We start from the raw sequence: 22,062 nt of genomic DNA, 5'->3' as shown, positions 1-22,062 counted from the left end.
TAAAAAGCTTGCCAGCCGAGGTTTTAGACTTAGGCACTAAGGTAAATATAGGGTTTTTACAGGTACCCTGTACTACCTACTGATTACCATTTATCAATATACCGTTGTATAAATTACGAATTGCCTTACCGGCTGGCGATAGCAGCGCCTTGGAATTCTGTTTTAACCAAATTCTATTGCGAGCGTCCACGTTCGTGATGCTTATCACCCAGCTTCTAGCCGGTTGGAAATTATTTGTAGCACCTTTACCATATAAGTTTATCGGTTCGCCCGGCCAGAGGGCTACCCGATGTTTAGACATGAGCGAGATACTTGTGCCAGCACAGGAATGTGTAGTCAAAATTTAAATTTTTAAAATTTAAAAATTCAGGACAAATACTGTAACCAGATGCAAGCAACTACCAAAACAATTATCAATCAACAAGTAACAAACATTTCGATATTCTTAAATTACCAAGATACCCGCATCTCCTTCCCTGTTTTTAGGGAAGGTGCCGCAGGCGGAAGGGTAAACACTCCCACCATTACTTAAACAAATTAATTTTTAAGCCTTTAAGCTTCGCCGGAATTTTGTTCTTTTTCTTTTTGCCGGTGGTAATACCGGCGCGATTTAGACGTGCTGCCGCAGTAAATGGGATTGCACCATTGGCGTTTACCGTTCTTGGTTTTGTCTAAAAACAACCACCCACATTCGGCACATTCTTTTATTCTTCTCCGGTCTTCGCGTAATAAGGTTTGGTAGGCCGAGTACAGAATTAACTTTACCGGACCGGTAAGTTCTTTTTCTTTTGCCTGCAATTGAAAGCTAAAAATAGTGTTCTGCCAAGCCAGAAAGACCTGCCCCATGGCATTCGATAAATTCTGGTTAAAAGTAGCGGTAACCGCATTAGTCGGCACCCGCTCGGCGGCAATAGCCGAAAAAAGCAGGTACAAATTCTCCCGAACTGCTACAATCTGCTGCAAAGCTGCTTCTGCTTCTACAGGGTTTTGAGAACTATATTCCTGCAAATCATCTAATACGCTTACAGGCAAAATAGCTACCCGACGGCACCAAATTAAAAAATTAGCATAGCTCGCAAAGTAATTATGCACGCGCGGTACTTTCCGGTTTCGCACAGTATTTACAAAATCCAGGCAGAGTACTCCCCCATCAAACGGTATGGTTTCTATGGTATTTTGGTGCGCCATTCTAACGAATAAAATTTATTTAGCTAGTAACAATTCAAATATTATTACGTTCAAACCAATTTTAAGTAGTAAAAACAAGATCAAAAAATTAAAATTTTAAAAAATTAAAATTTACCAGTGATCACAGTTTCAAAAGCCAGTTTGCCGGTAAGATGCAACCCGAAACGTATCACGGGAGTCATTCATTTTTCAAATTAATAAAACAACTCACCCTAAATAAATAATACCATGCATAAAACTGCTGAAGCGCCGCGTTGGCTGGTATGGCTGGCTTTCGCGAATATTTACCTGGTGTGGGGGTCTACGTACCTGGCCATTGTTTTCGGACTGGATGGCATTCCGCCGTTTATTTTGTCGTTTATGCGCTTTTTAACGGCTGGCGTTATTTTGTTTATCTGGTGTTTGCTTAAAGGCGAATCGGTACCATCCGTCCGTAATTTAAGCTTAAATGCCGTTTGCGGCACTTTAATGCTGGTGGGAGGCTCGGGCTTAGTAACCTGGGCCGAACAATATATTAGTTCGGGCAGCGCGGCTATTTTAATTGCGACGGAGCCATTCTGGTTTGTTTTGTTAGATAAAAAATGCTGGTCTACTTACTTTTCGCACAAGCTTATTATTGGCGGATTAGTTATTGGGTTTACGGGCGTAATTTTGTTTTTTGTTTTACCGGGTAAAGCCAGTGGCATGCCGGCTTCGGAAGAACACGTATTGGCTTACCTGGTTTTATTGGGCAGTTCGGTTTTATGGGTGGTGGGCTCTTTGCTTTCCAAAAGAACCGATAACCAGCAAGACTCTACCGTAATGACCACGGCCGAGCAGTTAATGGCCGCCGGGGTAGTTAGTTTTATCATTAGTTTATTTACTGCGGAATGGTCGGGCTTTTCGGTAGCTACCGTTTCTGTTAAAGCCTGGGGCGGCCTTGCTTTTTTAATTGTAATGGGCTCCTTAGTAGCTTACCTGTCGTTTGTTTGGCTTATTTCGGTGCGGCCGCCGGCTTTGGTAAGTACCCATACGTACATTAACCCGGTGGTAGCGGTGTTGCTGGGTGGCTTATTTGCTGCCGAAAGCATTACGCCGGGACAAGTGGCCGCTTTAGTTATTATTTTAATCGGGGTGCTGCTCACCAATATTCCCAATTATAAAAAGCAATTGGTTACTACCGCATAGCTATTTTTTAAATTTTTAAAATTCTACTGCGGGTCAAGCCTTAAGTTAAAATATACCGGCGGGCAAATCGGCCATGGTGTAATTGGCTACCAAACTAGGAACCTGCCGTAATAAGCTTTATGGATAAAACAGCCCGGTTCCGGTTTTTTAGTGCGCTCCGCGATTTTTTATGGAAGGCGCAGAAAGAAAAAGAAATTTTGTATTGCTTCACCGGTAATCCGGCCATTAAAGATGCCATAGAAGCTTTAGGCGTACCTCACCCCGAAGTGGCGGTTATTCTGGTAAACGAGCAACCTGTAGCTTTTAATTACTTGTTGCAAGCTGCAGATGAGGTAGTGATTTATCCGCAAGAAAATTTAAAAAACTGGCCATACGCGCCCGAATTACGAAAAGCTTTGCCCGAACCAATTCGATTTATCCTGGATGTTCACCTGGGCAAATTAGCTAAAAGTTTGCGTTTACTGGGCTTCGATACGATTTACGAAAATAACTACGATGACCAAACCATTGCCGACAGGGCCGCCGCTGAAAACCGCGTTATTCTTACCCGCGACTTAGGACTGCTCAAGTTAAAAACCGTGCAATGGGGGTATTGGTTGCGTTCGCAAAACTCCGAAAAGCAACTCGCCGAAGTATTGGCTTATTATAACTTATTACCTCACCTGCAACCGTTTACCCGTTGTTTGGTGTGCAATGGTTTATTACAAACCGTACCGAAAGAAGTTGTACTGGCGCAATTGCCGCCCAAAACTAAATTGTACTTTCAAGAATTTCATCAGTGCCAGAGTTGTCTACGGGTATTCTGGAAAGGTTCGCACTACGAGCGCATGGTAACCTTTGTGCAGCAGTTGGTTTTGCCCGACGGAGAATAGAGAAATTTAAAAATTATACGCTCAAACGTTAAAAGGATTGATTAGGCAAATTTTTAAAATTTGTCGCTGCCGCCAATCTTCTTGGTTAATAAAACCGATAATACCAACTGCTATGTCCGGGTAATAAGAGACGAACCAATTACGGCTGGCTCATTATCTTTTAATTCGGGCAACTCCGTTGTTAAACTATCCATTTAAATAATTTTTAAAATTTTTACGGTTTTACCTTCTGGTATACCCGCACGTAGTCTACTTCGAACCGCGTGGGAAAAGTAGTTTTTGCAGGATCTCCACCGTTTTCTCCGCCAATAGCTAAGTTCAGCAACATATAATGCGGTTGGTGAAATGGGTTTATGTTAGTACCGTCCTGGTTAATGGTTTTGGAAAGATCTACCTGGTTTAATAACAATCCATCCACGTACAGGCGAATATATTTTTCGTCCCAGTCCATGCGCCACACGTGGAACTTGCTAGCCCAGTTAGGATCCCGGAAAGATGTAATGGCTTTTTTGGTGGTGCTCCATTTGGCCTGGTATTGTTTAGCCGTACCCCAGGCCACGTTGGCCAGCAACGAATCGCGGTAATATTCCATAATGTCTATTTCGCCGTTTTTTGGCCACTCTCCCGCTGTGCCTAAAGTCCAGAAAGCGGGCCACATGCCGGGGCTGATGTTTATTTTACCGCGCATTTCCCAACGGCCGTACTGCCATTGGTGTAAGCCCTGGGTGGTTAAACTCGCCGACGTATAAGCGGCTGTCTGGCGGTTCCGGCGCCAATCCGGGCTGTTGGGTTGGTAGTTGGAGTTGGCTTTTTGTTCGGGCCGGCCTTCGATAATTAAAAAACCGTTTTCGCAGCGGGCATTTTCGGGTTGGTACCATTGCGCTTCGTGGTTCCGGACAAAACCTTTCTCGAAAGTCCAGTTTTTCGGGTTAGGCTTACCGGACGTATTAAATTCATCGGCCCAAAGGAGTTGCCATTTATCTGTTTTTTTAAATTTTTTCGTTTTAGCAACCAGATAGGGTTGTTGTTGTGCCCGCAATTGTTCGGGCACGAATAAGCCAATAAGCGATAAGATAAAAATCCAGGATAGTTTCATAACAACAGCGCGTGAACTTTAAAAGTAAGACTTTTGGCGGAATTTTTCTTTTGGTTAACCGTGCCTACCTTTGTAACGGTAATAATTTTTTAAAATATGCAAACACCACTGAAGCGGTTTCGAATAATAGGTATTATAGAAGGCATTTCGTATTTAATTTTGTTGGGCATTGCCATGCCTTTAAAATATTTAGCGGGTATTCCGGAAATGGTAAAAGTTGTAGGTTGGGCGCACGGCGTGCTTTTTGTGTTATTTGGGCTGGCTTTGCTGCACGTGTGGGTTAACCGGCGCTGGAGTTTCGGGCGGGCTTTGTTGGCTTTCCTGGCTTCGCTGGTACCATTCGGCACATTTATTTTTGACAAAAGCCTGAAACGCGAAGAAAAGCTGGCGGGTAGTTAAACCGAATAGTAAATGTTAGTTTCCTTTGCAGGAGTTGTTCTTTGGAGCCTTTTCAAGTCTCCATGCCATGGTTCCATCGCGTTTGATATTTCAAGTTTTGCCTCCTGGCCGGCGAGCCCCGTTTGGCTCTGCCGCACTTGCTAGACTCTCTTTCCTCGACTGCGTCTGCGGAATTTTGCTGCGCAAAACCGGAACCCTAGCAGGTGCTCCACAGCCAAACTGATGCCAGTTACGCTTAGCTATTGCTACTACCACTTTTGGAGTAGTGCTACTCAATTGTTTTAGCTAACTTTCATTAACATTTATTGCGAAGAAAACAGAACTAGAAAGCTCATTCTCGTTGCTTCTAGTATTTAATGAAGATAGTAAATATAATTTCTACATTTCCCCATCTAAACTATACGAGTCAGAAAAGCCGCGGCTAAGAAAAGCTGACATCAGTTTGGCTGTGAAGGGCCTTCTAAGGTTGTGGTGCCGAGGTACGAGGGCATTGTGAGGCACGAACAAAACAAGCTTAGACCAGCCCGGAAGAGCCAAACGGGGCCCGCCGGCCAGGAGGCAAACTCAGCCCGTTCAAACGCGATGGAACCATGGCATGGAGGCTTGCAAAGACTCCAAAGAATAGCTCCTACACAGAATACTACTATTTTCAGGTACTCTATAAAACTACCGGAAGTTGTTCTGGTTTAACTACTCCTGGTTCTTAGTAGAATCATCCGCCAGTTTAGCTACATAATGCTGCAGCGTTTGGTAATCCGTGGGAGTATCGATATCAAAACCGCCTAACTCAAACGGAATGCTACCCACTTGCTCGGGATATTTAAAAAGTAACTTTTTCGCGCCATGTGCGCCTTGCAGATTCAGTAAGTCCGGGAAGAATTGCTTATCGAACAGCACGGGCGTGCCAAGGGTATCCTGGTAAGCGCAAGCAATTATTTTTTTTAAATTTTTCTGTTTTTCCGCGATTAATTGCTGCAATAATTTACCCGAAACAAAAGGTTGGTCGCAGGTCATGAGCAATATACTTTCCAGATCGGGCGCGGATTGCAGTAAGTTCTGTACTCCGTTACGCACGGAGGCTCCCATTCCTTCTTCCCAATCCGGATTTTTAAAAATTTTAATTTCCGGAAAGTTTAACTGCGGGAGTAATGCCTCGGCGTTCGCGCCCAGTACCACCACAACCGGGGAACAACCGGATTGGCGGGCGGCCTGTACAGCGTGCTGCAGTAAGGTTTGCCCTTGAAATGCTAAGTTTTGTTTAGGGCTACCCAAACGCACCGACGCACCCGCTGCTAATAATACCAAGCCGGTTTTTTCCATAAAATTTAAAAATTTACGCTACGGCATCCGAAACGGGTTGCGGCGTGGTAACCCGCACCGGCGTATCAATGGTCGTGCGGTCGTGAATGGCTTCGGGTTTGTGGCGCAGCGAGGTTCCGGGTTTATTCGTTAATACGGCCTTAATTTCAGAGATTACCGATAAAGCAATTTCTTCGGGGGTTTCGGCACCGATATCTAGACCTAAAGGTCCGTACACTTTCTGCATCTGGTCGGGGGTAAATGCCAGGCCTTCTTCTTGTAACTCCGATAGCATTTGGTTTAATTTCTTTTTCGGACCCAACACGCCCACGTACGGCACTGCGAGCGGAATTAACTGGCGCAGCATGGCGATGTCGTAATTGTAATTATGCGTCATGAGCAGGAAAACGGTTTGCCCATCTACCGAAATTAAATCCAGAACCTGCGGCGGTTTAGCCAAAATAACTTGGTTAGCCAACGGGAAACGGGATTTTACCGCGTAATTGGTGCGGCCATCGATTACGGTAACTAACCAACCCAGAATACTAGCCATTTGCACTAGTGGCTGAATATCGTTGCCGGCGCCCAGAACCACTACCGAAACCGGCGGGTGCAAATACTCCACAAAAGCGCTGATAACCTTATCTTCCAGTTGGTAATTGCGGATAACCGATTTTTGATTTTTTAAAACCTGTACGGCCTCCTGGGCCAATAACTCTTGTAATGCGGCCGGTTGCACATTACCTTGTGCTTCGGCTTTTTCGGGGAGCAGCAAGCACGTGCCGGGCTGCACGCCCTTGCGGTTTTGCAGCGAAAACAAAGTAACTACCACGGCTTGTTGGCGCTGACTTAAAACTGCGCTGAGCAAAGCAATCGGATTAGCCGGGTTTTCGGCCACGATGGGCTCAATTAAAATCTGAATAACCCCGTTGCAACCCAAACCCACACCCAGCTTAGAATCATCGTCGTCGGTGGTATCGTAGGTAACTAACATGGCTTTTTGCTGGGCCATAACCAACCGGGCTTTGCGAAGGGCATCGCCTTCCAGGCAGCCGCCACTAATAGCGCCCGTTAATTCGCCGTCTTCGGTTACCAACATGCGGGCACCGGGCCGCCGGTACGCCGATCCTTCTACCTGCACCACCGTAGCCAGGGCAGTACGCTTGTTTTGCTGACAGGCTACCCCATAAGCCCGTACTATATCTTGTATTTCTTTCATGGTAAATTATACTTAAATATAAGCGAATACCCCGGTATAAGGCAAGCACCAATATTTAAACAAGAGAAAAACAACCGCATTTAGTTGATTGTTTTGAGTACGTACGCGGTAATTTAGTTCCTGGTAAAACAGCAAAGGCAAGTGAAGTAACTTGCCTTTGCTGTTTTGTTAAAATTTAAAAAATTTCTTATCCTTCCACTTCCTGGGCTTCCGTTACCGCTTTTGGTTGTACTTCATAGAGGTAAAAAGGCACTTCGTAGCCTTCGCGCTGTAAAATGGGTTTGGCTACATTAAATACCGGTACCCCCGCCGAGGTTTGGCCTTCCAGGGTACCTACGTGGGCGTGCCCGTGAAATGCTGCCAAAACCCGGCGTCGGTTAATAGGTTCTACCAGGCGCGAGCAGCCCAAGAATGGAAAAATTTCGGGGGGTTCGCCCACTACGGTTTCTTTGATGGGTGAAAAATGCAGCACCACAATTTTTGGTAAATCATCGGTATAATCTACGTCCAGGTGGGCTAAGGCCCGATCCAGGCGCAAGGCATCATCCACGGCTTCCTGCACAAAGCTTTTGATCATGGGTTCGCCAAACATCGATAGCATGTACTTATCGAAACCACCGCCAAAGCCTTTTACCCCGGCAAAGCCAATGCCTTGTAATACTATCGATTGCCCGTCCAGAATATGTACGTTATCGTTTTCCAGCATTTTTTTTATGGTTTTCTGCTGGTCGCGCTCGTAATCGTGGTTGCCCAGTACGGCTACAATGGGAATGGTGCAAGCTTTTAATTCCTGAGCCAATACTTCGGCTTCGGCCAGGTGGCCGGTATCTGTCAGGTCGCCGCAAATCAGTAAAATATCGGCTTGGGCCGAAATCGTTCGAAAATACTCTACCCACTTTCCCTGGTCCGTTTCTTTCACGTGAATATCGCCCACGGCGGCAATCCGGACGGCGCTGCGCTGTTTGTTATCTTCCATGGTTAAACAGTTTTGATGGTAACTACCTTATACTCGGCATCCACAATATCGGTTCGGTATTGGGTCTGGTCGATGATGGGCCCCAGGCAAACTTTTTCGACGGGCAAGGGCATATCGTACTGCACCTTAGCTCTATCTATTAAGGTATCGAACAGCCAACGCGGAATTAAATCGCGTTCGGTGGGGTACACAAACTGAAAAAGTAACACCTGCGCCAGCAGTAAATGCCAGTGTTGCTCCAAACGGGTCCAAATGCGGTTCCAGTCCAGTCGGTGACCGTATTTTACGATAATGTGGTTTACATCGGCGCCATCGTAACGTTCGCGGTTTTGCACGTAAACTTTACACCATAACAGTTCTTCGGCCGGAATAAATTTAACGGGTACGCCGTACGCTTCGCCCACTACCGCGTTCTCAAACCACGACTCATCTACAGTGCAAATGTTGTTAACCGTATTAAAAATAATATCGATGTAATAATTATTTTTAAAAACTTTGGCCAGCCAGCGCACATCGGTTAGTTCAGTGGCAAAGCCCTGATCCGAGAAAAATTTTAAAATTTTGGGATAATCGCCGGCTTTACAAAACAAATCCAGGTCTTTTAAATCGCGGATAATACCGGTGTATTGGCGTAAGGCCAAGCCCCCGCCCACTAAAAATGGAATCTCACTTTCGGAGAGTAAGCGTAACGCATCGGCGAAAAAATTGTGCGCCGCCGTCTGTAATTCGTCTTCTTGTATCATGTAAGTTGTGTTCGCTTAAACGTAAACAGATTTGCCTTAAACGGGCTTTTTGCAATTCTTTGCCAGCTCGTTAAAACAGCTTTTTTGCGGTATACTGTGGCAAAGTAGTACGTTTACTTATTTCCGAAAGATTTGTTATCCGGATAGGCTTCCGAAACCATCTTTTTTGTATTTATCTTTGGTCGGCAGGAAAATTTTACCTTATTAAGTTTAAAAATTTAACTTATTCGCTTTTGCTAAGTTTAAATACCTTTACCACATTACACTAAGTACACCTTACTTATCCTGCTTTTTGCCCTATGAATAAAAAACGCATTGCCATTGATATGGACGAAGTCATGACCGATTCCATTGGTCGATTTATTGAAATATATCAACAGGAATTTAACGAGGATCTTTCGGCTATCCGGCAGCCCGGTAATAATTTAGAAAAAGTAGTGCCGTCAGAGCGTTTGGCTACGGTAAAATCGTGGCCGCACCGGCCGGATTTTTTTAAAGATTTAGCCGCGATTGACGGTGCCCTGCAAGCCGTAGAGCAATTGCACCAACACCACGAAGTTTTTATTACCACCGCCGCTCAGGAATTTGAACACTCGTTTACGCCCAAATACAACTGGATTAAACAGCACCTGCCCTTTATCACCTGGAAAAACATTGTTTTTTGCGGCGACAAAAGCATTATTCACGCGGATTACTTAATCGATGACCTGGAACGAAATTTAAAAACGTTTAGCGGCACCGGTTTGCTTTTTACCGCGCCGCATAATGCGCACGTGGAAGGGTATACTCGGTTGAATAATTGGCAGGAAGTAGTGGATTATTTTATAAAATAAGCTTTTAGGAAATAAAAAACAATTTTATCAGATACATAAGGTTGTTCTTTGGAGCCTTTTTAAGTCTCCATTCACAGGTTCCATCTTATTTGAACAGGCTGAGTTTGCCTCGTGGCCGGCGGGCCTCGTTTGGCTCTTTCGGACTGTTTAGCGAACCTTGGCTCGTTACACTGCGCCATGCCTCCTGCGTCGGCACCGGAACGCTAAAAGGTCCTCTAGAGCCAAACTGGTATCAGTTGCGCTTGGCTCCGGTTTAATCGGAAAGAGAACACAGAATTAGGAAGTATAGTATCATGTAGTAGGCTACAATACTTGTAGCCTACTACATGATATTTTTTACAATCTATTTATATTCTCAAACTAAATAAATCAGAAAAGCCGTAGTAGGAGCTACAAGTAAACGACATCAGTTTGGCTGTGAAGGGCCTTCTAAGGTTGTGGTGCCGAGGCACGAGGCATTGTGAGGCACGAACAAAACAAGCTTAGACCAGCCCGGAAGAGCCAAACGGGGCCTGCCGGCCATGAGGCAAACGGGTTACTCATCAAATTAGATAGCACCAGTAAATGGAGCCGGTCCCCGGCTCCAAAGAACTACCATTAAAGCAATTAGTTTTTTTCGTTAGCAGGTTTAAGAGATCTATTAAATGCTATTAACAAAATTTAAAACATAAAAAAGAGCAGTTACAACTAATCTCAATTGTAACTGCTCTTTAGCCTCCAGAATCAACAAACTTTATTTAAAACGCGGCTAACTCCGCTGCAATTCCAGTATTTTAAAATTTTTACTTTTTCCGGAACACCAGATTAATCGGTACCCCTTCAAAACCAAAATTCTTGCGGAGTTTATTTTCCAGGAAACGGGTATAGCTTTCTTTGATGTACTGCGGCAAATTACAGAAAAACGCAAACGTGGGGTTATGGGTAGGTAATTGCGTCACGTATTTAATTTTCACGAATTTACCTTTAATGGCCGGCGGCGGATAGGCTTCAATTTCTTTTAGCATCACGTCGTTGAGCTTGGAAGTAGATATTTTCTGTGTTTTGTTTTTATACACCTGGTAAGCCGTTTCAATGGCTTTGTGTACCCGTTGTTTGGTTATTACCGAAGTAAAAATGATGGGCATGTACGTGAGCGGCGCCAGTTTTTCGCGGAGCTGTTCTTCGTATTCTTTCATGGTGTTGGTCTCTTTTTCTACCAAGTCCCATTTGTTTACCAGTATTACAATGCCTTTGCGGTTTTTATCGGCGAGGCTAATAATGTTCATGTCCTGAGCTTCCAGGCCGCGGGTAGCATCCAGAATTACAATGCACACATCCGATTCTTCGATGGCTTTAATGGACCGCAGCACCGAGTAAAACTCAACATCTTCGTGCACTTTAGTTTTACGGCGCAACCCGGCAGTATCGGTGATAATAAACTCCATTCCGAAGGAATTGTAGCGCGAGTTAATGGAATCGCGGGTAGTGCCGGCAATATCGGTAACAATGTTGCGCTCTTCGCCGAGCAGCAAGTTTACGAACGACGATTTACCTACGTTAGGCCGGCCTACCACCGCTAACCGGGGAATACCTTCATCAGGATTCTCAGCATCTTCCGTTTGAAAATGTTTTACTACTTCGTCGAGCAAATCGCCAGTGCCGGAACCACTCGCCGATGATACCGGAAATATTTCTTCGCCTAAACCTAAAGCATAAAAATCACCGATAAACTGCGCTTTTAAGTTGGTATCGGCTTTATTGGCCACAATGTAAATGGGCTTATCGGAGCGGCGCAGCACGTTGGCAAATTCTTCGTCGAGGCTGTGCACGCCTTCTTCTACATCCACCATAAACAAAATAACGGTAGCTTCTTTAATAGCCAGTTCTACTTGCTTCCGGATTTCGCCTTCGAATATATCGGCGGAGCCGTGCACGTAACCGCCGGTATCAATCACGGTAAAGTTTTTACCGATCCATTCGCCGTAGCCGTAATGACGGTCGCGGGTAACGCCGCTTTGGTTATCCATAATGGCTTTACGCTCGCCTACCAGGCGGTTAAAAAGGGTGGATTTGCCCACGTTGGGGCGTCCCACAATTGCAACAATATTTGACATCAGTCTTTGTTTTGTGGTTTCAGCCCGAGCCGGAGCGGACGGGTAACCGAAACCGATTTAGAAAAAAATATTAGTCGATGGACCATAGTCGATGGTCCACAGACCATAGAAAAATGTAAAAATTTCCGTGGACTATGGACTGTGGTCTATGGACCATCGGCTATCGTCTATCAACTATAAATCGTTATACCCAAATTTATTAAGCGCTTTGGGGTTCGAGCGCCAATCTTCCTGCACGCGCACGTACAACTCTAAATGCACTTGTTTGGCAAAAAATTGTTCCATTTCCTGCCGGGCCTGGGTGCCTACTTTTTTCAGCATTTTACCTTCGTGGCCAATCACAATGCCTTTTTGGCTTTTGCGTTCCACCATAATTTCAGCCCGCATCCGGATAATAGTATCGTCTTCTTTAAACGCCTCTATTACCACTTCGCAACTGTACGGAATCTCTTTTTTATAATTTAAAAAAATCTTCTCGCGGATGATCTCAGCCGCAAAGAAACGTTCCGGCTTGTCGGTTAGTTCATCTTTGTCGTAATACGGCGGATGCACCGGTAAATATTCCAGAATAAAATTAAAAACCTGGTCGGTATTAAACTTTTCCAGTGCCGATATTGGTAAGATCCGATCGGCTTTAATTTTATCTTGCCAGTAAGCTACTTTTTCTTCCACTTCCGGCTCCGTAGACTGGTCTATCTTATTAATCAGCAATAGAATTTTAGCATCTACATTTTGTAAACGCTTGATAATTTCTTCTTCGTCGTGCTTTTCGTAAATGTCCGTCATAAATAAAATAACGTCGGCATCTTCCAGAGAAGCACTCACAAACCGCATCATAGATTGGTGCAACTCGTACTTGGGTTGAATAATGCCGGGCGTATCGGAGTACACGATCTGGAAATCGTCGCCGTTGAGAATGCCCATTATCCGGTGACGCGTGGTTTGCGCTTTAGAAGTAATAATAGATAACCGCTCGCCAACCATTACGTTCATGAGCGTAGATTTGCCTACGTTAGGTTTGCCAATAATACTGACAAAGCCGGCTTTATGTGGTTTTTCGCTCATTTTTGGTTGCAGGTTTGAAGGTTAAAAAGTTGGAAAGTTGGAAAGTTGAAAGGTTAGAAGGTTAACAGTTTCAATCTCCGGAAAAAGTGAATAGCATTTTTTACTACTATGTTTTACTTCCGGTAATTGGCTATTGTTTAATTTTTTAAAAATTTTCGTTTATCCCGATCAACTTTGGCAACGAGGGCGCAAATTTACGGCTTTTTCTTGATTTTTCGTTATAACTCTTTATATAAGCCCGTTGCCCAACAAATTTTAGAACAAAGCACCATTGCGTTATGTTAACTTTTCAACTTTCTAACCTTTCAATTTTTTAACCGACAAATTAAAACCTGTAACTTGCAACCTGTAACCTGTAACTTTAAAGATGAGTGACACCAATAACCGGAAAACCGGGGTTTTATTAGTAAATTTAGGTACGCCCGATACACCCGAAACCGGTGATGTGCGGAAGTACTTGCGGGAATTTTTAATGGATAAGCGGGTAATTGATATTCCGGCTCCGCAACGATTTGTTTTAATTAATGGCATTATCGCGCCTTTTCGGGCCCCGAAATCGGCGAAAGTATATAAAGAACTTTGGGAAGAACGCGGCTCACCCTTGTTGTACCACAGCGTAGATTTAAAAAATAAGCTGCAGGAACAACTGGGTTCTAAATACCATGTGGCTTTGGGCATGCGTTACCAAAGCCCCAGCATTCAGGGTGCTTTGGAAGAACTGCGTAATAAATTTGTAGACCGGATTATTGTATTGCCTTTGTTTCCGCAGTATGCTTCGGCCTCTACCGGATCGGTGCAGGATAAAGTAATGGAAATTGTAAAGGATTGGTGGATTGTACCGGATATTACTTTTATCAGTTCGTTCTGCGACGATCCTTTGTTTATCCAGGCTTTTGCCGTTTTGGGCCGCAAATATTTAGAGAAAGAACCATACGACCACGTCGTATTTAGTTACCACGGTATTCCGGAACGACACGTTTTAAAAGGCAGCGTAAACAATTATTGTAAACTAGGTTCCTGCTGCGATACTTACCATAAAATGAACCGTTACTGCTACCGGGCGCAGTGTTTTTCAACCTCGCGGTTGCTGGCCAAAGAATTAAACTTAACCGAAGACCAATACAGCGTTACGTTTCAATCGCGGCTGGGCAAAGACCCATGGCTGAAACCCTATACCGATATGCTACTGCAAGACTTACCGGCCCAGGGTAAAAAACGGGTACTGGCGTTTAGTCCAGCTTTCGTAGCTGATTGCCTCGAAACTACCATTGAGGTTGGCAGCGAGTTTAAGGAAATGTTTGAAAAAGCCGGCGGCGAACACTGGCAATTAGTAGAAAGTTTAAACTCCAGCCCATTGTGGGTAGAAGCCGTGAAGCAGATGGTTTTACGTAATTAAAAAATTAAAAAATAGATATTAAAAAGAAGACAGCCCGTAAAGCTGTCTTCTTTTTTAAATTTTATTCAAATCTATCCATTTACTAACACTTACTGGGGTATACCCTTGTAGCTTTTGCAGTAACTTTTCCGGCTCCTCTTCTATAACCAGGTTCGTACGGTGTTCTTCCCGGATAAACCCTTCGGCTACTCCTTCATCAATGAACTGTAAAAACCTTTCGAAATAATTATTTACATTGTAAAAGGCTACGGGTTTGGTTATGATGCTTAACTGGTTCCAGGTAATAATTTCGCAAACTTCGTCTAGGGTGCCAAAGCCGCCGGGCATGGCAATAAATGCATCCGCTAAACTGGCCATTAAAGCTTTGCGCTCGTGCATGGTTTGAACCACGTGCAATTCCGTGAGGGTAGCATGCGCTACTTCACGATCTACTAAACTCTGCGGAATCACTCCAACCGCTTTTCCGCCGTGTTGCAGTACACTATCGGCGATAGCACCCATCAACCCCACTCTACCCCCGCCAAAAACCAGTTGCATGTTTTGTTCGGCTAATAATTTCCCTAATTCTTGCGCCTTGGAAGTATAAATGGGATTATTGCCAAAATTGGCGCCGCAAAAAACAGCTACACTTTTCATTTTTTAAAATTTTTAAATTTTTTAAAAAGACGCCCGGGTCAGGCGATCATTAATGGCTTTACCCAATCCGGTTTCCGGTACGGCTTCCGCTAATATTACCTCAATGGGCAGCGCATCTAAGTACCGCAACGCCAAAAACAACTGACGCGCAGCTTCACTGGTATCTCCGGTGGGCGATAAAACAAACTGCTGCGTAGGCGGCACCAATTCGTAGTTATTTTGAAAAGACAAGATGCCTACGCTTTGCGGATCGTATTTTTTTAAATTTTCGCTGATGTTACCCAATACAACTTTTTTGCGTGGTGCGTAATGGCTGCTCAGCATACCCGGGGCTTTGGGGTTAGAACTGCTGGTTCTAATATAATTGATGGGTTTGTTGATAACCGTCTCTATTTGATCCAAGGCTAAACCACCCAACCGCAATATTTCCACCTCTTCGTTAATTACCTGAATAATGGTAGACTCAATGCCTACCTGGCAAGGGCCGCCATCCAGAATGTACGGAATACGCTCGCCGAGTTGTTGATCTACGTGCTGGGCTGTAGTAGGGCTTACGTAACCAAACGGGTTGGCGCTGGGAGCCGCCAAAGGAAAATCGAGTTGTTGCAACAAATTTAACGTAAGCGGATGATCTGGAATACGCACACCCACCGATTCATTGCCCGAAGTTACCAGTAACGGAACCCGCGGATTCCGGGGTAAAATTAAGGTCATCGGTCCCGGCATAAAAGCTTCGGCCAATTTATAAGCCAGGTCCGGAATGTTTACCGCAATTTGCTCGAACTGGTTAATACTGTGCGTATGCACAATTAACGGATCAAAAGCCGGCCGTTGTTTCGCTTCAAAAATGGAAATTACCGCTGGTTCCTGAAAAGCGTTGGCGGCCAAACCATAAACGGTTTCGGTGGGGATTGCTACTAATTTACCGGTACGCAATAGAGTGGCTGCTTGCCCTACATCCGTTCCTATTATTGCCATAATCTTTTAAAATTCAGCCGCAAAGGTAAAGTAATTCTTTTGTTTTTGAATCACCAAAGCAACTTTAGTAACATATATCATCCATCCGTATAAACCACAAGAGCTGCTAATAGGTTAGCAGCTCTTGTGGTAAAATTTTAAAAAATTCAATTTTTAGGCCGGTACTTTGGCGTATAACCCAGCCAGCTTTTCGGCTACGTAATCTATTTCGTCTGCGGTATTGTATTTACTAAACGAAAACCGGATGGCACCCCGATCGGGATCGCAGTTTAAGGCATTTAACACGTGCGAACCAGCATTAGCACCACTGGTACAGGCACTGCCGCCCGATGCCGAGATTTTATTGATATCCAAATTAAACAACAACATCTCAGTAATCTCGGAAGGCGGCAAGCTCACGTTTAACACGGTATACAAGCTTTTATCCGCCATGGCCGAATTTCCGTTAAATTCCACGCCTGGTATTTGCTCGGTTAAACGGGCAATCATGCGATTTTTTAAATTTTGAATGTGCTGCTGGTGCGCATCCATGTCGCGGTAAGCTATTTCTAAAGCTTTAGCTAAACCAATAATGCCGTACACGTTCTCCGTTCCACCGCGCATATTCCGCTCCTGCGAACCACCGTGAATAAGTGGTGGAATTTTTACGGCGCCATTAGTATAAATAAAGCCCACCCCTTTCGGCCCATGAAACTTGTGCGCGGAACCCACAATAAAGTGGGCTTTAAGTTTTTGCAGATCGTGGCGGTAATGCCCCATAGTCTGCACCGTATCGGAGTGCTGAATGGCATTGTATTTAGCGCAAATCTCGCTAATGGTTTGGATATCGTTTAAGTTACCAATTTCGTTATTGGCGTGCATGATGGAAACCAACGTTTGCTCGTGCGTAGCCAATAATTCTTCCAGATGATTTAAATCCAGGTTACCGCGTTCGTCGTGCCCCACGTAACTCAACTGAATTTCTCCGGATTTTTCCAGCGCCTCCAGCGTATGCAGTACTGCGTGATGCTCTAGTTTAGACGTAATCGCGTGTTTTAAACCCAGTGCCTGGATGGTAGAACAAATCGCCATATTATCGGCCTCGGTGCCGCCCGAGGTAAAAAATATTTCGGCGGGAGCTACATTTAATAAAGTCGCAATGGTTTTCCGGGATTTTTCGATGGCCGCTCGTACCTGCCGCCCGTGCGCGTGAATAGAAGATGGATTGCCAAAATATTCTAACATATAGGGCGCCATGGCATCAAAAACTTCTTTATCCAAAGGCGTAGTGGCAGCATTATCCAGATAGACTATCATTGTAATTATTAATTAAAAAATTATGAATTAGAAATTACCCTAATTCCCGCAAAACTCAATGAGCAAAAATAGAACATAAAAAAATGGATGGAAAGTTTAAAAGCTAAACTTTCCATCCATTGCTAATTTTTTATTTTTTTAGCTGATTTAATTTCAGGCTTTTACCGTAATAATTTCTTTGATATCGGCAATTATTTTGTTGGCCAGATGTTCAGCAGTCGCGTTGGTTTCAGATTCAGCGTAAATCCGGATAATTGGTTCGGTGTTCGAGCGCCGAAGGTGTACCCATTCTTTGTTAAACTCGATTTTTACCCCATCAATGGTATTTACCGGTTGTTTGGCGTAACGTTTCTGCATTTGCACCAACACATCGCCCACATCAATGTCCGGCGTTAATTCAATTTTATTTTTTGAAATGTAATAGTTGGGGTAAGCAGCCCGTAAACGCGACATGCGCAAACCACTCTTGGCTAAATGACTTAAAAACAAAGCAATACCTACCAATGCATCACGACCGTAGTGCAGCTCCGGGTAAATAATACCGCCGTTACCTTCACCGCCAATTACGGCGTTTTGCTCCTTCATCAGGTTAACTACGTTTACCTCGCCTACCGCCGAAGCAAAATACTCACCTCCAGCTTTCTCGGTTACATCGCGTAAAGCCCGGGTCGATGATAGGTTTGAAACTGTATTGCCTTTGGTATGTTGCAATACGTAATCGGCAACGGCAACCAAAGTGTATTCCTCGCCAAACATGCTGCCATCTTCGTTTACTAAAGCCAGCCGGTCTACGTCCGGGTCCACTACAATGCCTAAATCAAAATTGCCTTTTTCTAAAACTTTCGAAATTTCTCGTAAGTTCTCGGGCAGTGGTTCCGGGTTGTGCGCAAAATTGCCATCAGGCTCGCAGTACAGTTTTTCAATTTGTGTTACGCCCAAAGCTTCCAGTAACATTGGTACCGCAAAGCCGCCGCTGGAATTTACCGCATCCACTACTACCCGGAAATTTTTAGCCTTAATAGCTTCTACATCTACCAAAGGTAAATCCACAATGGCTTTTATGTGCTTGCGCAAAGCCGTATCGCTCTGAATGTATTTGCCGAGTTTCGTAACCTGGGCAAATTCAAAAGCTTCTTTTTCGGCCAGCTCTAATACTAGCTGCCCTTCTTTATCCGAAATAAACTCTCCTTTATCGTTCAGTAATTTTAAAGCGTTCCATTGTTTTGGGTTATGGCTGGCCGTTAAAATAATACCGCCGCCGGCTTTTTTAGCGGGCACGGCCATTTCAACGGTGGGCGTAGTAGATAAACCTACGTCAATTACATTAATTCCCATGCCCTGTAAGGTAGCAGCTACTAACTTATTTACCATATCGCCGGACAAACGCGCATCCCGGCCAACTACAATGGTATTGTTCTGCGTAGTTTGTAATACCCAGTCGCCAAAGGCAGCGGTAAACTTTACTACGTCCAGAGGCGTTAAGGCCTCACCTGCTTTTCCCCCAATGGTTCCCCGGATTCCAGAAATAGATTTTATTAAAGCCACGTGTATTGTGTTATGATTTTTTAAAATAATATTGGTTGTACTGTTTATTAACAAATAGTTAATCAACCAAAATATTGCCAGATGCTAATATTTTTAAAATTTAATGGCATTTTCGGTGCAATATACAATACAGTTGCACGTATTACCAACCATTAACCAACATAAGTCACCCTGAAGAAACTATTTCGGGTAGAAATACGAATATTAATTCTGTATTTTGTATAAAAAATTCTATAAAACTCTTGGTAGTTGTTTTATAAGAGTAACTTAACTCTAATACTTGTAGAAACCTAAATGATGAATAAAGAAGAAAACCGGCAAAATCAGTTACAGGCTTTTAACCGTCTCTTAGATATAATGGATGAACTGCGGGAAAAATGCCCCTGGGACCGGAAACAAACCATAGCCAGCCTGCGCCACTTAACTATTGAAGAAACCTACGAACTATCGGATGCTATTTTGCGCAACGATTTAAATGAAGTAAAAAAAGAAATTGGCGATTTAATGCTGCATCTGGTGTTTTACGCCAAAATTGCTTCCGAAACCAACACCTTTGATTTAGCCGATGTTTTAAATACCTTATGCGATAAGTTAATTTTCCGGCACCCGCACATTTATGGCAACACCGAGGCCAATACCGAAGAAGACGTGAAAAAAAATTGGGAACAGCTAAAGATTAAAGAAGGCAATAAATCGGTGCTAGGGGGCGTTCCTGTTTCATTGCCAGCTTTAGTAAAAGCCATGCGCATCCAAGAAAAGGCCCGCGGAGCAGGATTTGACTGGGAAAACAAAGCCCAAGTTTGGGATAAAGTAGAAGAAGAGTTAGGAGAATTTAAAGCAGAATACCAGTTAACAGACAATCAGGAAATAAATCAGGAAAAAGCCACGGCAGAATTTGGCGATTTACTGTTTTCGCTCATCAACTTTGCGCGTTTTATAGATGTAAACCCCGAAGAAGCGCTGGAGAAAACAAATTTAAAATTTATTAAACGTTTTAAATACCTCGAAAAAGAAGCCGGCAAGGCCGGAAAATCACTAGCTCAAATGTCACTGGCTGAGATGGATGTATACTGGGAGCAAGCTAAAAAAGACATCTAGTTTCTATCGCATTCCGGAGCCACGGCAATCAAAAATTTACATTTTTTTAATTTTTTTTGTTCTAAACTAGAATTAAACGGGCTTTTATCACTACATTAGGTCAACTTTAGATATATAGCAAGAATATGATACACATATACACTTGCCGTTAACCTAGTTAAAAAAAAAAAAAAATCTAAGATTAAAATATTGTAAATTTTTAGGTTTGATAAATTAAATATTTTAAAAAAAATTAATTGTCTTCTTTACATATTTAATCGATAAAGCAGTTAATTTATTAAATTCTTAAAATAAGCTATAGATTACAATAAAATTAATAAGGTAATAAATATCTAAATTTTGCGATAAGGGTTAATTTTATTTAGGTTTGTAATAAATGTTGCTAGAATTTTATGGAAAATTCCTCTTATTTACATCCTTAAATAAGGTAGCTCATAAAAAAAACAAAGTTGTTCTGGAATACTGGTAAACTTAGTTTTAAATGAATTTTAACTTATGCGGTTCCTTTTAAAAGGCTGGACCGTTTATTTCAGGAATAAGCCTTAAAAACAAAAACAACAAAAAATTATTTTTTAACCCAACCCAAAAAACTAAACTTTTAAATCTTAACAACAATGGAAAAAAAGAATGCCGTAAGTACGAATGCGCCAAAACCAGCAACTTCAAAACCAGCAGCTACCGCCAAACAAGAAGGAGGCGCCGCCGGTTCTATTTTTGCCAGCATCGTTATCCCTGTAGCAATTGTGGTTTCAGTCCTGATATATATGTTTATCCTGGGTAACCCGGCAAACTTTGAAGGTGGAAATCCGGAAAATCACCCACTACCAGGTAATTACCTTGGCGTAGTTTACAAAGGTGGCATTATTGTGCCTATGTTGATTTCCTTAAACTTAATGATTTTAACTTTTGCCATTGAGCGTTTCTTAACCATTAACAAAGCAAGAGGTAGCAAGGGAATTGAGCAGTTTGTAAGAACTATCCGTCAAAGATTAAACGTTAATGACATTAACGGTGCCATGGCAGCCTGCGATTCACAAAAAGGTTCAGTAGCTAACGTGGTAAAAGCTGGATTAGGCAAATACAAAGAAATGGAAACTGATCGCACTTTAGCGAAAGATCAAAAAATCTTAGCTATTCAAAAAGAGATCGAAGAATCTACCGCTTTGGAATTACCGATGTTAGAGAAAAACTTAGTAATTATCTCAACAATTGCTTCTATCTCTACCCTGGTAGGTTTGATCGGAACAGTATTGGGTATGATTAAAGCGTTCTCGGCTCTTGCAACTGCGGGTAGCCCGGATGCAGTAGCCCTCGCAAACGGTATCTCTGAGGCTTTGATTAATACTGCCTTAGGTATTATTGGTTCTACTATCGCCATTATTGCTTACAACTTTTTCACAAGCAAAATTGATGCGCTTACTTACAGCATCGACGAAGCTGGCTTTAGTATCATCCAAACGTTTGCTGCACAGCACGATAACGCTGGCCAAACTAGCACTGCGCCAACAACACATTCATCTGTTAACATTTAATAATTAGTACTTAAAATACTATGCCAAAAGTAAAACCTCATAGAGCTCGACCCTCCCTGGACATGACGCCCATGGTGGACTTGGCCTTCTTGCTGGTTACCTTCTTCATGCTGATTTCTAAATTTGCACCGGAAGAAGTAGTGGTTGTAGATACCCCGTCATCAACCTCGGACATTAAACTACCCGAATCGGATATTATCACGATTACGGTAGATAAAACCGGACGAGCTTTTTACGCGGTAGGCGGCCAGCAAACCAGACTAGCACTATTAGATAAAATGGCAGCCAAATACAAATTAAACTTTACTGCGGCGCAGAAACAACAATTCGCCACAATGGAGAGCTTTGGCGTGCCAATCGAACAATTACAATCTTTACTTGACCTGAGTCCGGAAGAACGGAAAAGAGCGCAACAACCCGGTGTACCTTACGATTCTGTAAATAATCAATTAGGTGACTGGATTATGCAAACCCGTTATTCTAACCCGAAGGTAAAGATTGCGATTAAAGGTGATAATGACGCGGATGTACCGGCTATTAAAGGAGTAATTAAAACCCTGCAAGACAGAAAGGTAAACCGTTTTAACCTGATCACCGATATGGAAGTTAAACCTAGAAACCTCTAAGCAAA

The 22,062-nt window shown here is 43.3% G+C and carries 20 protein-coding genes; 8 read left to right on the top strand and 12 right to left on the bottom strand.

Going from position 1 to position 22,062, the window contains the following annotated elements:
- Positions 1 to 552: 552 nt before the first annotated feature.
- Complete coding sequence (locus HUW51_RS11350; RefSeq protein WP_185274146.1) at positions 553 to 1,188, bottom strand: CGNR zinc finger domain-containing protein; 636 nt, start codon at positions 1,186 to 1,188, stop codon at positions 553 to 555.
- Positions 1,189 to 1,416: 228 nt separating this feature from the next.
- Here HUW51_RS11350 and HUW51_RS11345 point away from each other — a divergent pair, with 228 nt between their 5' ends.
- Together HUW51_RS11345 and HUW51_RS11340 are read left to right on the top strand one after the other, a co-directional pair.
- Positions 1,417 to 2,355: an EamA family transporter gene (locus HUW51_RS11345; protein ID WP_185274145.1), complete on the top strand. Its 939-nt coding sequence runs from the start codon at positions 1,417 to 1,419 to the stop codon at positions 2,353 to 2,355.
- A 119-nt stretch (positions 2,356 to 2,474) separates the two neighbouring features.
- Positions 2,475 to 3,227 (top strand): Mut7-C RNAse domain-containing protein, encoded by a 753-nt coding sequence (locus tag HUW51_RS11340; protein ID WP_185274144.1) that lies wholly within the window; start codon positions 2,475 to 2,477, stop codon positions 3,225 to 3,227.
- Positions 3,228 to 3,441: 214 nt separating this feature from the next.
- Here the strand turns inward: HUW51_RS11340 and HUW51_RS11335 are convergent, their stop codons facing one another.
- Positions 3,442 to 4,323: a glycoside hydrolase family 16 protein gene (locus tag HUW51_RS11335; RefSeq protein ID WP_185274143.1), complete on the bottom strand. Its 882-nt coding sequence runs from the start codon at positions 4,321 to 4,323 to the stop codon at positions 3,442 to 3,444.
- 96 nt (positions 4,324 to 4,419) lie between these two features.
- Here HUW51_RS11335 and HUW51_RS11330 point away from each other — a divergent pair, with 96 nt between their 5' ends.
- Positions 4,420 to 4,722 (top strand): DUF3817 domain-containing protein, encoded by a 303-nt coding sequence (locus HUW51_RS11330; RefSeq protein WP_185274142.1) that lies wholly within the window; start codon positions 4,420 to 4,422, stop codon positions 4,720 to 4,722.
- Positions 4,723 to 5,412: 690 nt separating this feature from the next.
- On the opposite strand, the gene HUW51_RS11325 is transcribed toward HUW51_RS11330, so the two are convergent.
- The 4 genes from HUW51_RS11325 to HUW51_RS11310 form a co-directional block, all read right to left on the bottom strand.
- Complete coding sequence (locus HUW51_RS11325) at positions 5,413 to 6,042, bottom strand: nucleotidyltransferase family protein (RefSeq protein ID WP_185274141.1); 630 nt, start codon at positions 6,040 to 6,042, stop codon at positions 5,413 to 5,415.
- Positions 6,043 to 6,055: 13 nt separating this feature from the next.
- Complete coding sequence (locus HUW51_RS11320) at positions 6,056 to 7,240, bottom strand: XdhC family protein (protein WP_185274140.1); 1,185 nt, start codon at positions 7,238 to 7,240, stop codon at positions 6,056 to 6,058.
- Between the two features lie 187 nt (positions 7,241 to 7,427).
- Positions 7,428 to 8,216: a metallophosphoesterase family protein gene (locus tag HUW51_RS11315; RefSeq protein WP_185274139.1), complete on the bottom strand. Its 789-nt coding sequence runs from the start codon at positions 8,214 to 8,216 to the stop codon at positions 7,428 to 7,430.
- 2 nt (positions 8,217 to 8,218) lie between these two features.
- Positions 8,219 to 8,959, bottom strand: a complete 741-nt coding sequence (locus HUW51_RS11310; protein WP_185274138.1) for a nucleotidyltransferase — start codon at positions 8,957 to 8,959, stop codon at positions 8,219 to 8,221.
- A gap of 299 nt (positions 8,960 to 9,258) precedes the next feature.
- Between HUW51_RS11310 and HUW51_RS11305 the strand changes: the two genes are divergently transcribed.
- Positions 9,259 to 9,792 carry a 5' nucleotidase, NT5C type gene (locus tag HUW51_RS11305; RefSeq protein WP_185274137.1) on the top strand — a complete coding sequence of 178 codons (534 nt, stop codon included), beginning with the start codon at positions 9,259 to 9,261 and terminating at the stop codon, positions 9,790 to 9,792.
- Between the two features lie 782 nt (positions 9,793 to 10,574).
- Here the strand turns inward: HUW51_RS11305 and der are convergent.
- Both der and era read right to left on the bottom strand, forming a co-directional pair.
- Entirely contained in the window at positions 10,575 to 11,885 is a 1,311-nt protein-coding gene (gene der / locus HUW51_RS11300) for a ribosome biogenesis GTPase Der (protein ID WP_185274136.1), read from the bottom strand.
- A 174-nt stretch (positions 11,886 to 12,059) separates the two neighbouring features.
- The gene (gene era / locus HUW51_RS11295) at positions 12,060 to 12,950 is read right to left on the bottom strand and encodes a GTPase Era (protein ID WP_185274135.1); all 891 of its coding nucleotides are present in this window, start codon (positions 12,948 to 12,950) and stop codon (positions 12,060 to 12,062) included.
- 367 nt (positions 12,951 to 13,317) lie between these two features.
- On the opposite strand from era, the gene hemH reads away from it, so the two are divergent.
- Positions 13,318 to 14,346 (top strand): ferrochelatase, encoded by a 1,029-nt coding sequence (gene hemH / locus HUW51_RS11290; RefSeq protein ID WP_185274134.1) that lies wholly within the window; start codon positions 13,318 to 13,320, stop codon positions 14,344 to 14,346.
- Positions 14,347 to 14,400: 54 nt separating this feature from the next.
- On the opposite strand, the gene HUW51_RS11285 is transcribed toward hemH, so the two are convergent.
- The 4 genes from HUW51_RS11285 to glmM all read right to left on the bottom strand — a co-directional run bounded on the left by HUW51_RS11285 (position 14,401) and on the right by glmM (position 18,801).
- Complete coding sequence (locus HUW51_RS11285; protein WP_185274133.1) at positions 14,401 to 14,982, bottom strand: LOG family protein; 582 nt, start codon at positions 14,980 to 14,982, stop codon at positions 14,401 to 14,403.
- A 21-nt stretch (positions 14,983 to 15,003) separates the two neighbouring features.
- Positions 15,004 to 15,960, bottom strand: coding sequence for an L-threonylcarbamoyladenylate synthase (locus HUW51_RS11280; RefSeq protein WP_185274132.1), 957 nt, complete (start codon positions 15,958 to 15,960; stop codon positions 15,004 to 15,006).
- A 153-nt stretch (positions 15,961 to 16,113) separates the two neighbouring features.
- Complete coding sequence (locus tag HUW51_RS11275; RefSeq protein ID WP_185274131.1) at positions 16,114 to 17,256, bottom strand: cysteine desulfurase family protein; 1,143 nt, start codon at positions 17,254 to 17,256, stop codon at positions 16,114 to 16,116.
- A 153-nt stretch (positions 17,257 to 17,409) separates the two neighbouring features.
- Positions 17,410 to 18,801: a phosphoglucosamine mutase gene (gene glmM / locus HUW51_RS11270; RefSeq protein ID WP_185274130.1), complete on the bottom strand. Its 1,392-nt coding sequence runs from the start codon at positions 18,799 to 18,801 to the stop codon at positions 17,410 to 17,412.
- A gap of 297 nt (positions 18,802 to 19,098) precedes the next feature.
- Between glmM and mazG the strand changes: the two genes are divergently transcribed.
- The 3 genes from mazG to HUW51_RS11255 all read left to right on the top strand — a co-directional run bounded on the left by mazG (position 19,099) and on the right by HUW51_RS11255 (position 22,057).
- Positions 19,099 to 19,899 carry a nucleoside triphosphate pyrophosphohydrolase gene (mazG, locus tag HUW51_RS11265; RefSeq protein ID WP_185274501.1) on the top strand — a complete coding sequence of 267 codons (801 nt, stop codon included), beginning with the start codon at positions 19,099 to 19,101 and terminating at the stop codon, positions 19,897 to 19,899.
- A gap of 614 nt (positions 19,900 to 20,513) precedes the next feature.
- Positions 20,514 to 21,431 (top strand): MotA/TolQ/ExbB proton channel family protein, encoded by a 918-nt coding sequence (locus tag HUW51_RS11260; protein WP_185274129.1) that lies wholly within the window; start codon positions 20,514 to 20,516, stop codon positions 21,429 to 21,431.
- A gap of 20 nt (positions 21,432 to 21,451) precedes the next feature.
- Positions 21,452 to 22,057, top strand: a complete 606-nt coding sequence (locus HUW51_RS11255) for an ExbD/TolR family protein (RefSeq protein ID WP_185274128.1) — start codon at positions 21,452 to 21,454, stop codon at positions 22,055 to 22,057.
- Positions 22,058 to 22,062: the final 5 nt, after the last annotated feature.

The organism is Adhaeribacter swui, assembly GCF_014217805.1.
GTDB lineage: Bacteria > Bacteroidota > Bacteroidia > Cytophagales > Hymenobacteraceae > Adhaeribacter > Adhaeribacter swui.
Note: the sequence above shows the minus strand (reverse complement) of the source record. Positions and strands in the feature narration are given on the sequence as shown.

Bases quoted from the DNA above. Each gene is read 5' to 3' on its own strand.
- HUW51_RS11335 (WP_185274143.1), bottom strand. From the start codon at position 4,323: ATGAAACTATCCTGGATTTTTATCTTATCGCTTATTGGCTTATTCGTG.
- der (WP_185274136.1), bottom strand. From the start codon at position 11,885: ATGTCAAATATTGTTGCAATTGTGGGACGCCCCAACGTGGGCAAATCC.
- hemH (WP_185274134.1), top strand. From the start codon at position 13,318: ATGAGTGACACCAATAACCGGAAAACCGGGGTTTTATTAGTAAATTTA.
- HUW51_RS11340 (WP_185274144.1), top strand. From the start codon at position 2,475: ATGGATAAAACAGCCCGGTTCCGGTTTTTTAGTGCGCTCCGCGATTTT.
- HUW51_RS11275 (WP_185274131.1), bottom strand. From the start codon at position 17,256: ATGATAGTCTATCTGGATAATGCTGCCACTACGCCTTTGGATAAAGAA.
- era (WP_185274135.1), bottom strand. From the start codon at position 12,950: ATGAGCGAAAAACCACATAAAGCCGGCTTTGTCAGTATTATTGGCAAA.
- HUW51_RS11330 (WP_185274142.1), top strand. From the start codon at position 4,420: ATGCAAACACCACTGAAGCGGTTTCGAATAATAGGTATTATAGAAGGC.
- HUW51_RS11260 (WP_185274129.1), top strand. From the start codon at position 20,514: ATGGAAAAAAAGAATGCCGTAAGTACGAATGCGCCAAAACCAGCAACT.
- HUW51_RS11350 (WP_185274146.1), bottom strand. From the start codon at position 1,188: ATGGCGCACCAAAATACCATAGAAACCATACCGTTTGATGGGGGAGTA.
- HUW51_RS11325 (WP_185274141.1), bottom strand. From the start codon at position 6,042: ATGGAAAAAACCGGCTTGGTATTATTAGCAGCGGGTGCGTCGGTGCGT.
- HUW51_RS11315 (WP_185274139.1), bottom strand. From the start codon at position 8,216: ATGGAAGATAACAAACAGCGCAGCGCCGTCCGGATTGCCGCCGTGGGC.
- HUW51_RS11255 (WP_185274128.1), top strand. From the start codon at position 21,452: ATGCCAAAAGTAAAACCTCATAGAGCTCGACCCTCCCTGGACATGACG.
- HUW51_RS11280 (WP_185274132.1), bottom strand. From the start codon at position 15,960: ATGGCAATAATAGGAACGGATGTAGGGCAAGCAGCCACTCTATTGCGT.
- HUW51_RS11285 (WP_185274133.1), bottom strand. From the start codon at position 14,982: ATGAAAAGTGTAGCTGTTTTTTGCGGCGCCAATTTTGGCAATAATCCC.
- HUW51_RS11305 (WP_185274137.1), top strand. From the start codon at position 9,259: ATGAATAAAAAACGCATTGCCATTGATATGGACGAAGTCATGACCGAT.
- HUW51_RS11345 (WP_185274145.1), top strand. From the start codon at position 1,417: ATGCATAAAACTGCTGAAGCGCCGCGTTGGCTGGTATGGCTGGCTTTC.
- HUW51_RS11320 (WP_185274140.1), bottom strand. From the start codon at position 7,240: ATGAAAGAAATACAAGATATAGTACGGGCTTATGGGGTAGCCTGTCAG.
- HUW51_RS11310 (WP_185274138.1), bottom strand. From the start codon at position 8,959: ATGATACAAGAAGACGAATTACAGACGGCGGCGCACAATTTTTTCGCC.
- mazG (WP_185274501.1), top strand. From the start codon at position 19,099: ATGAATAAAGAAGAAAACCGGCAAAATCAGTTACAGGCTTTTAACCGT.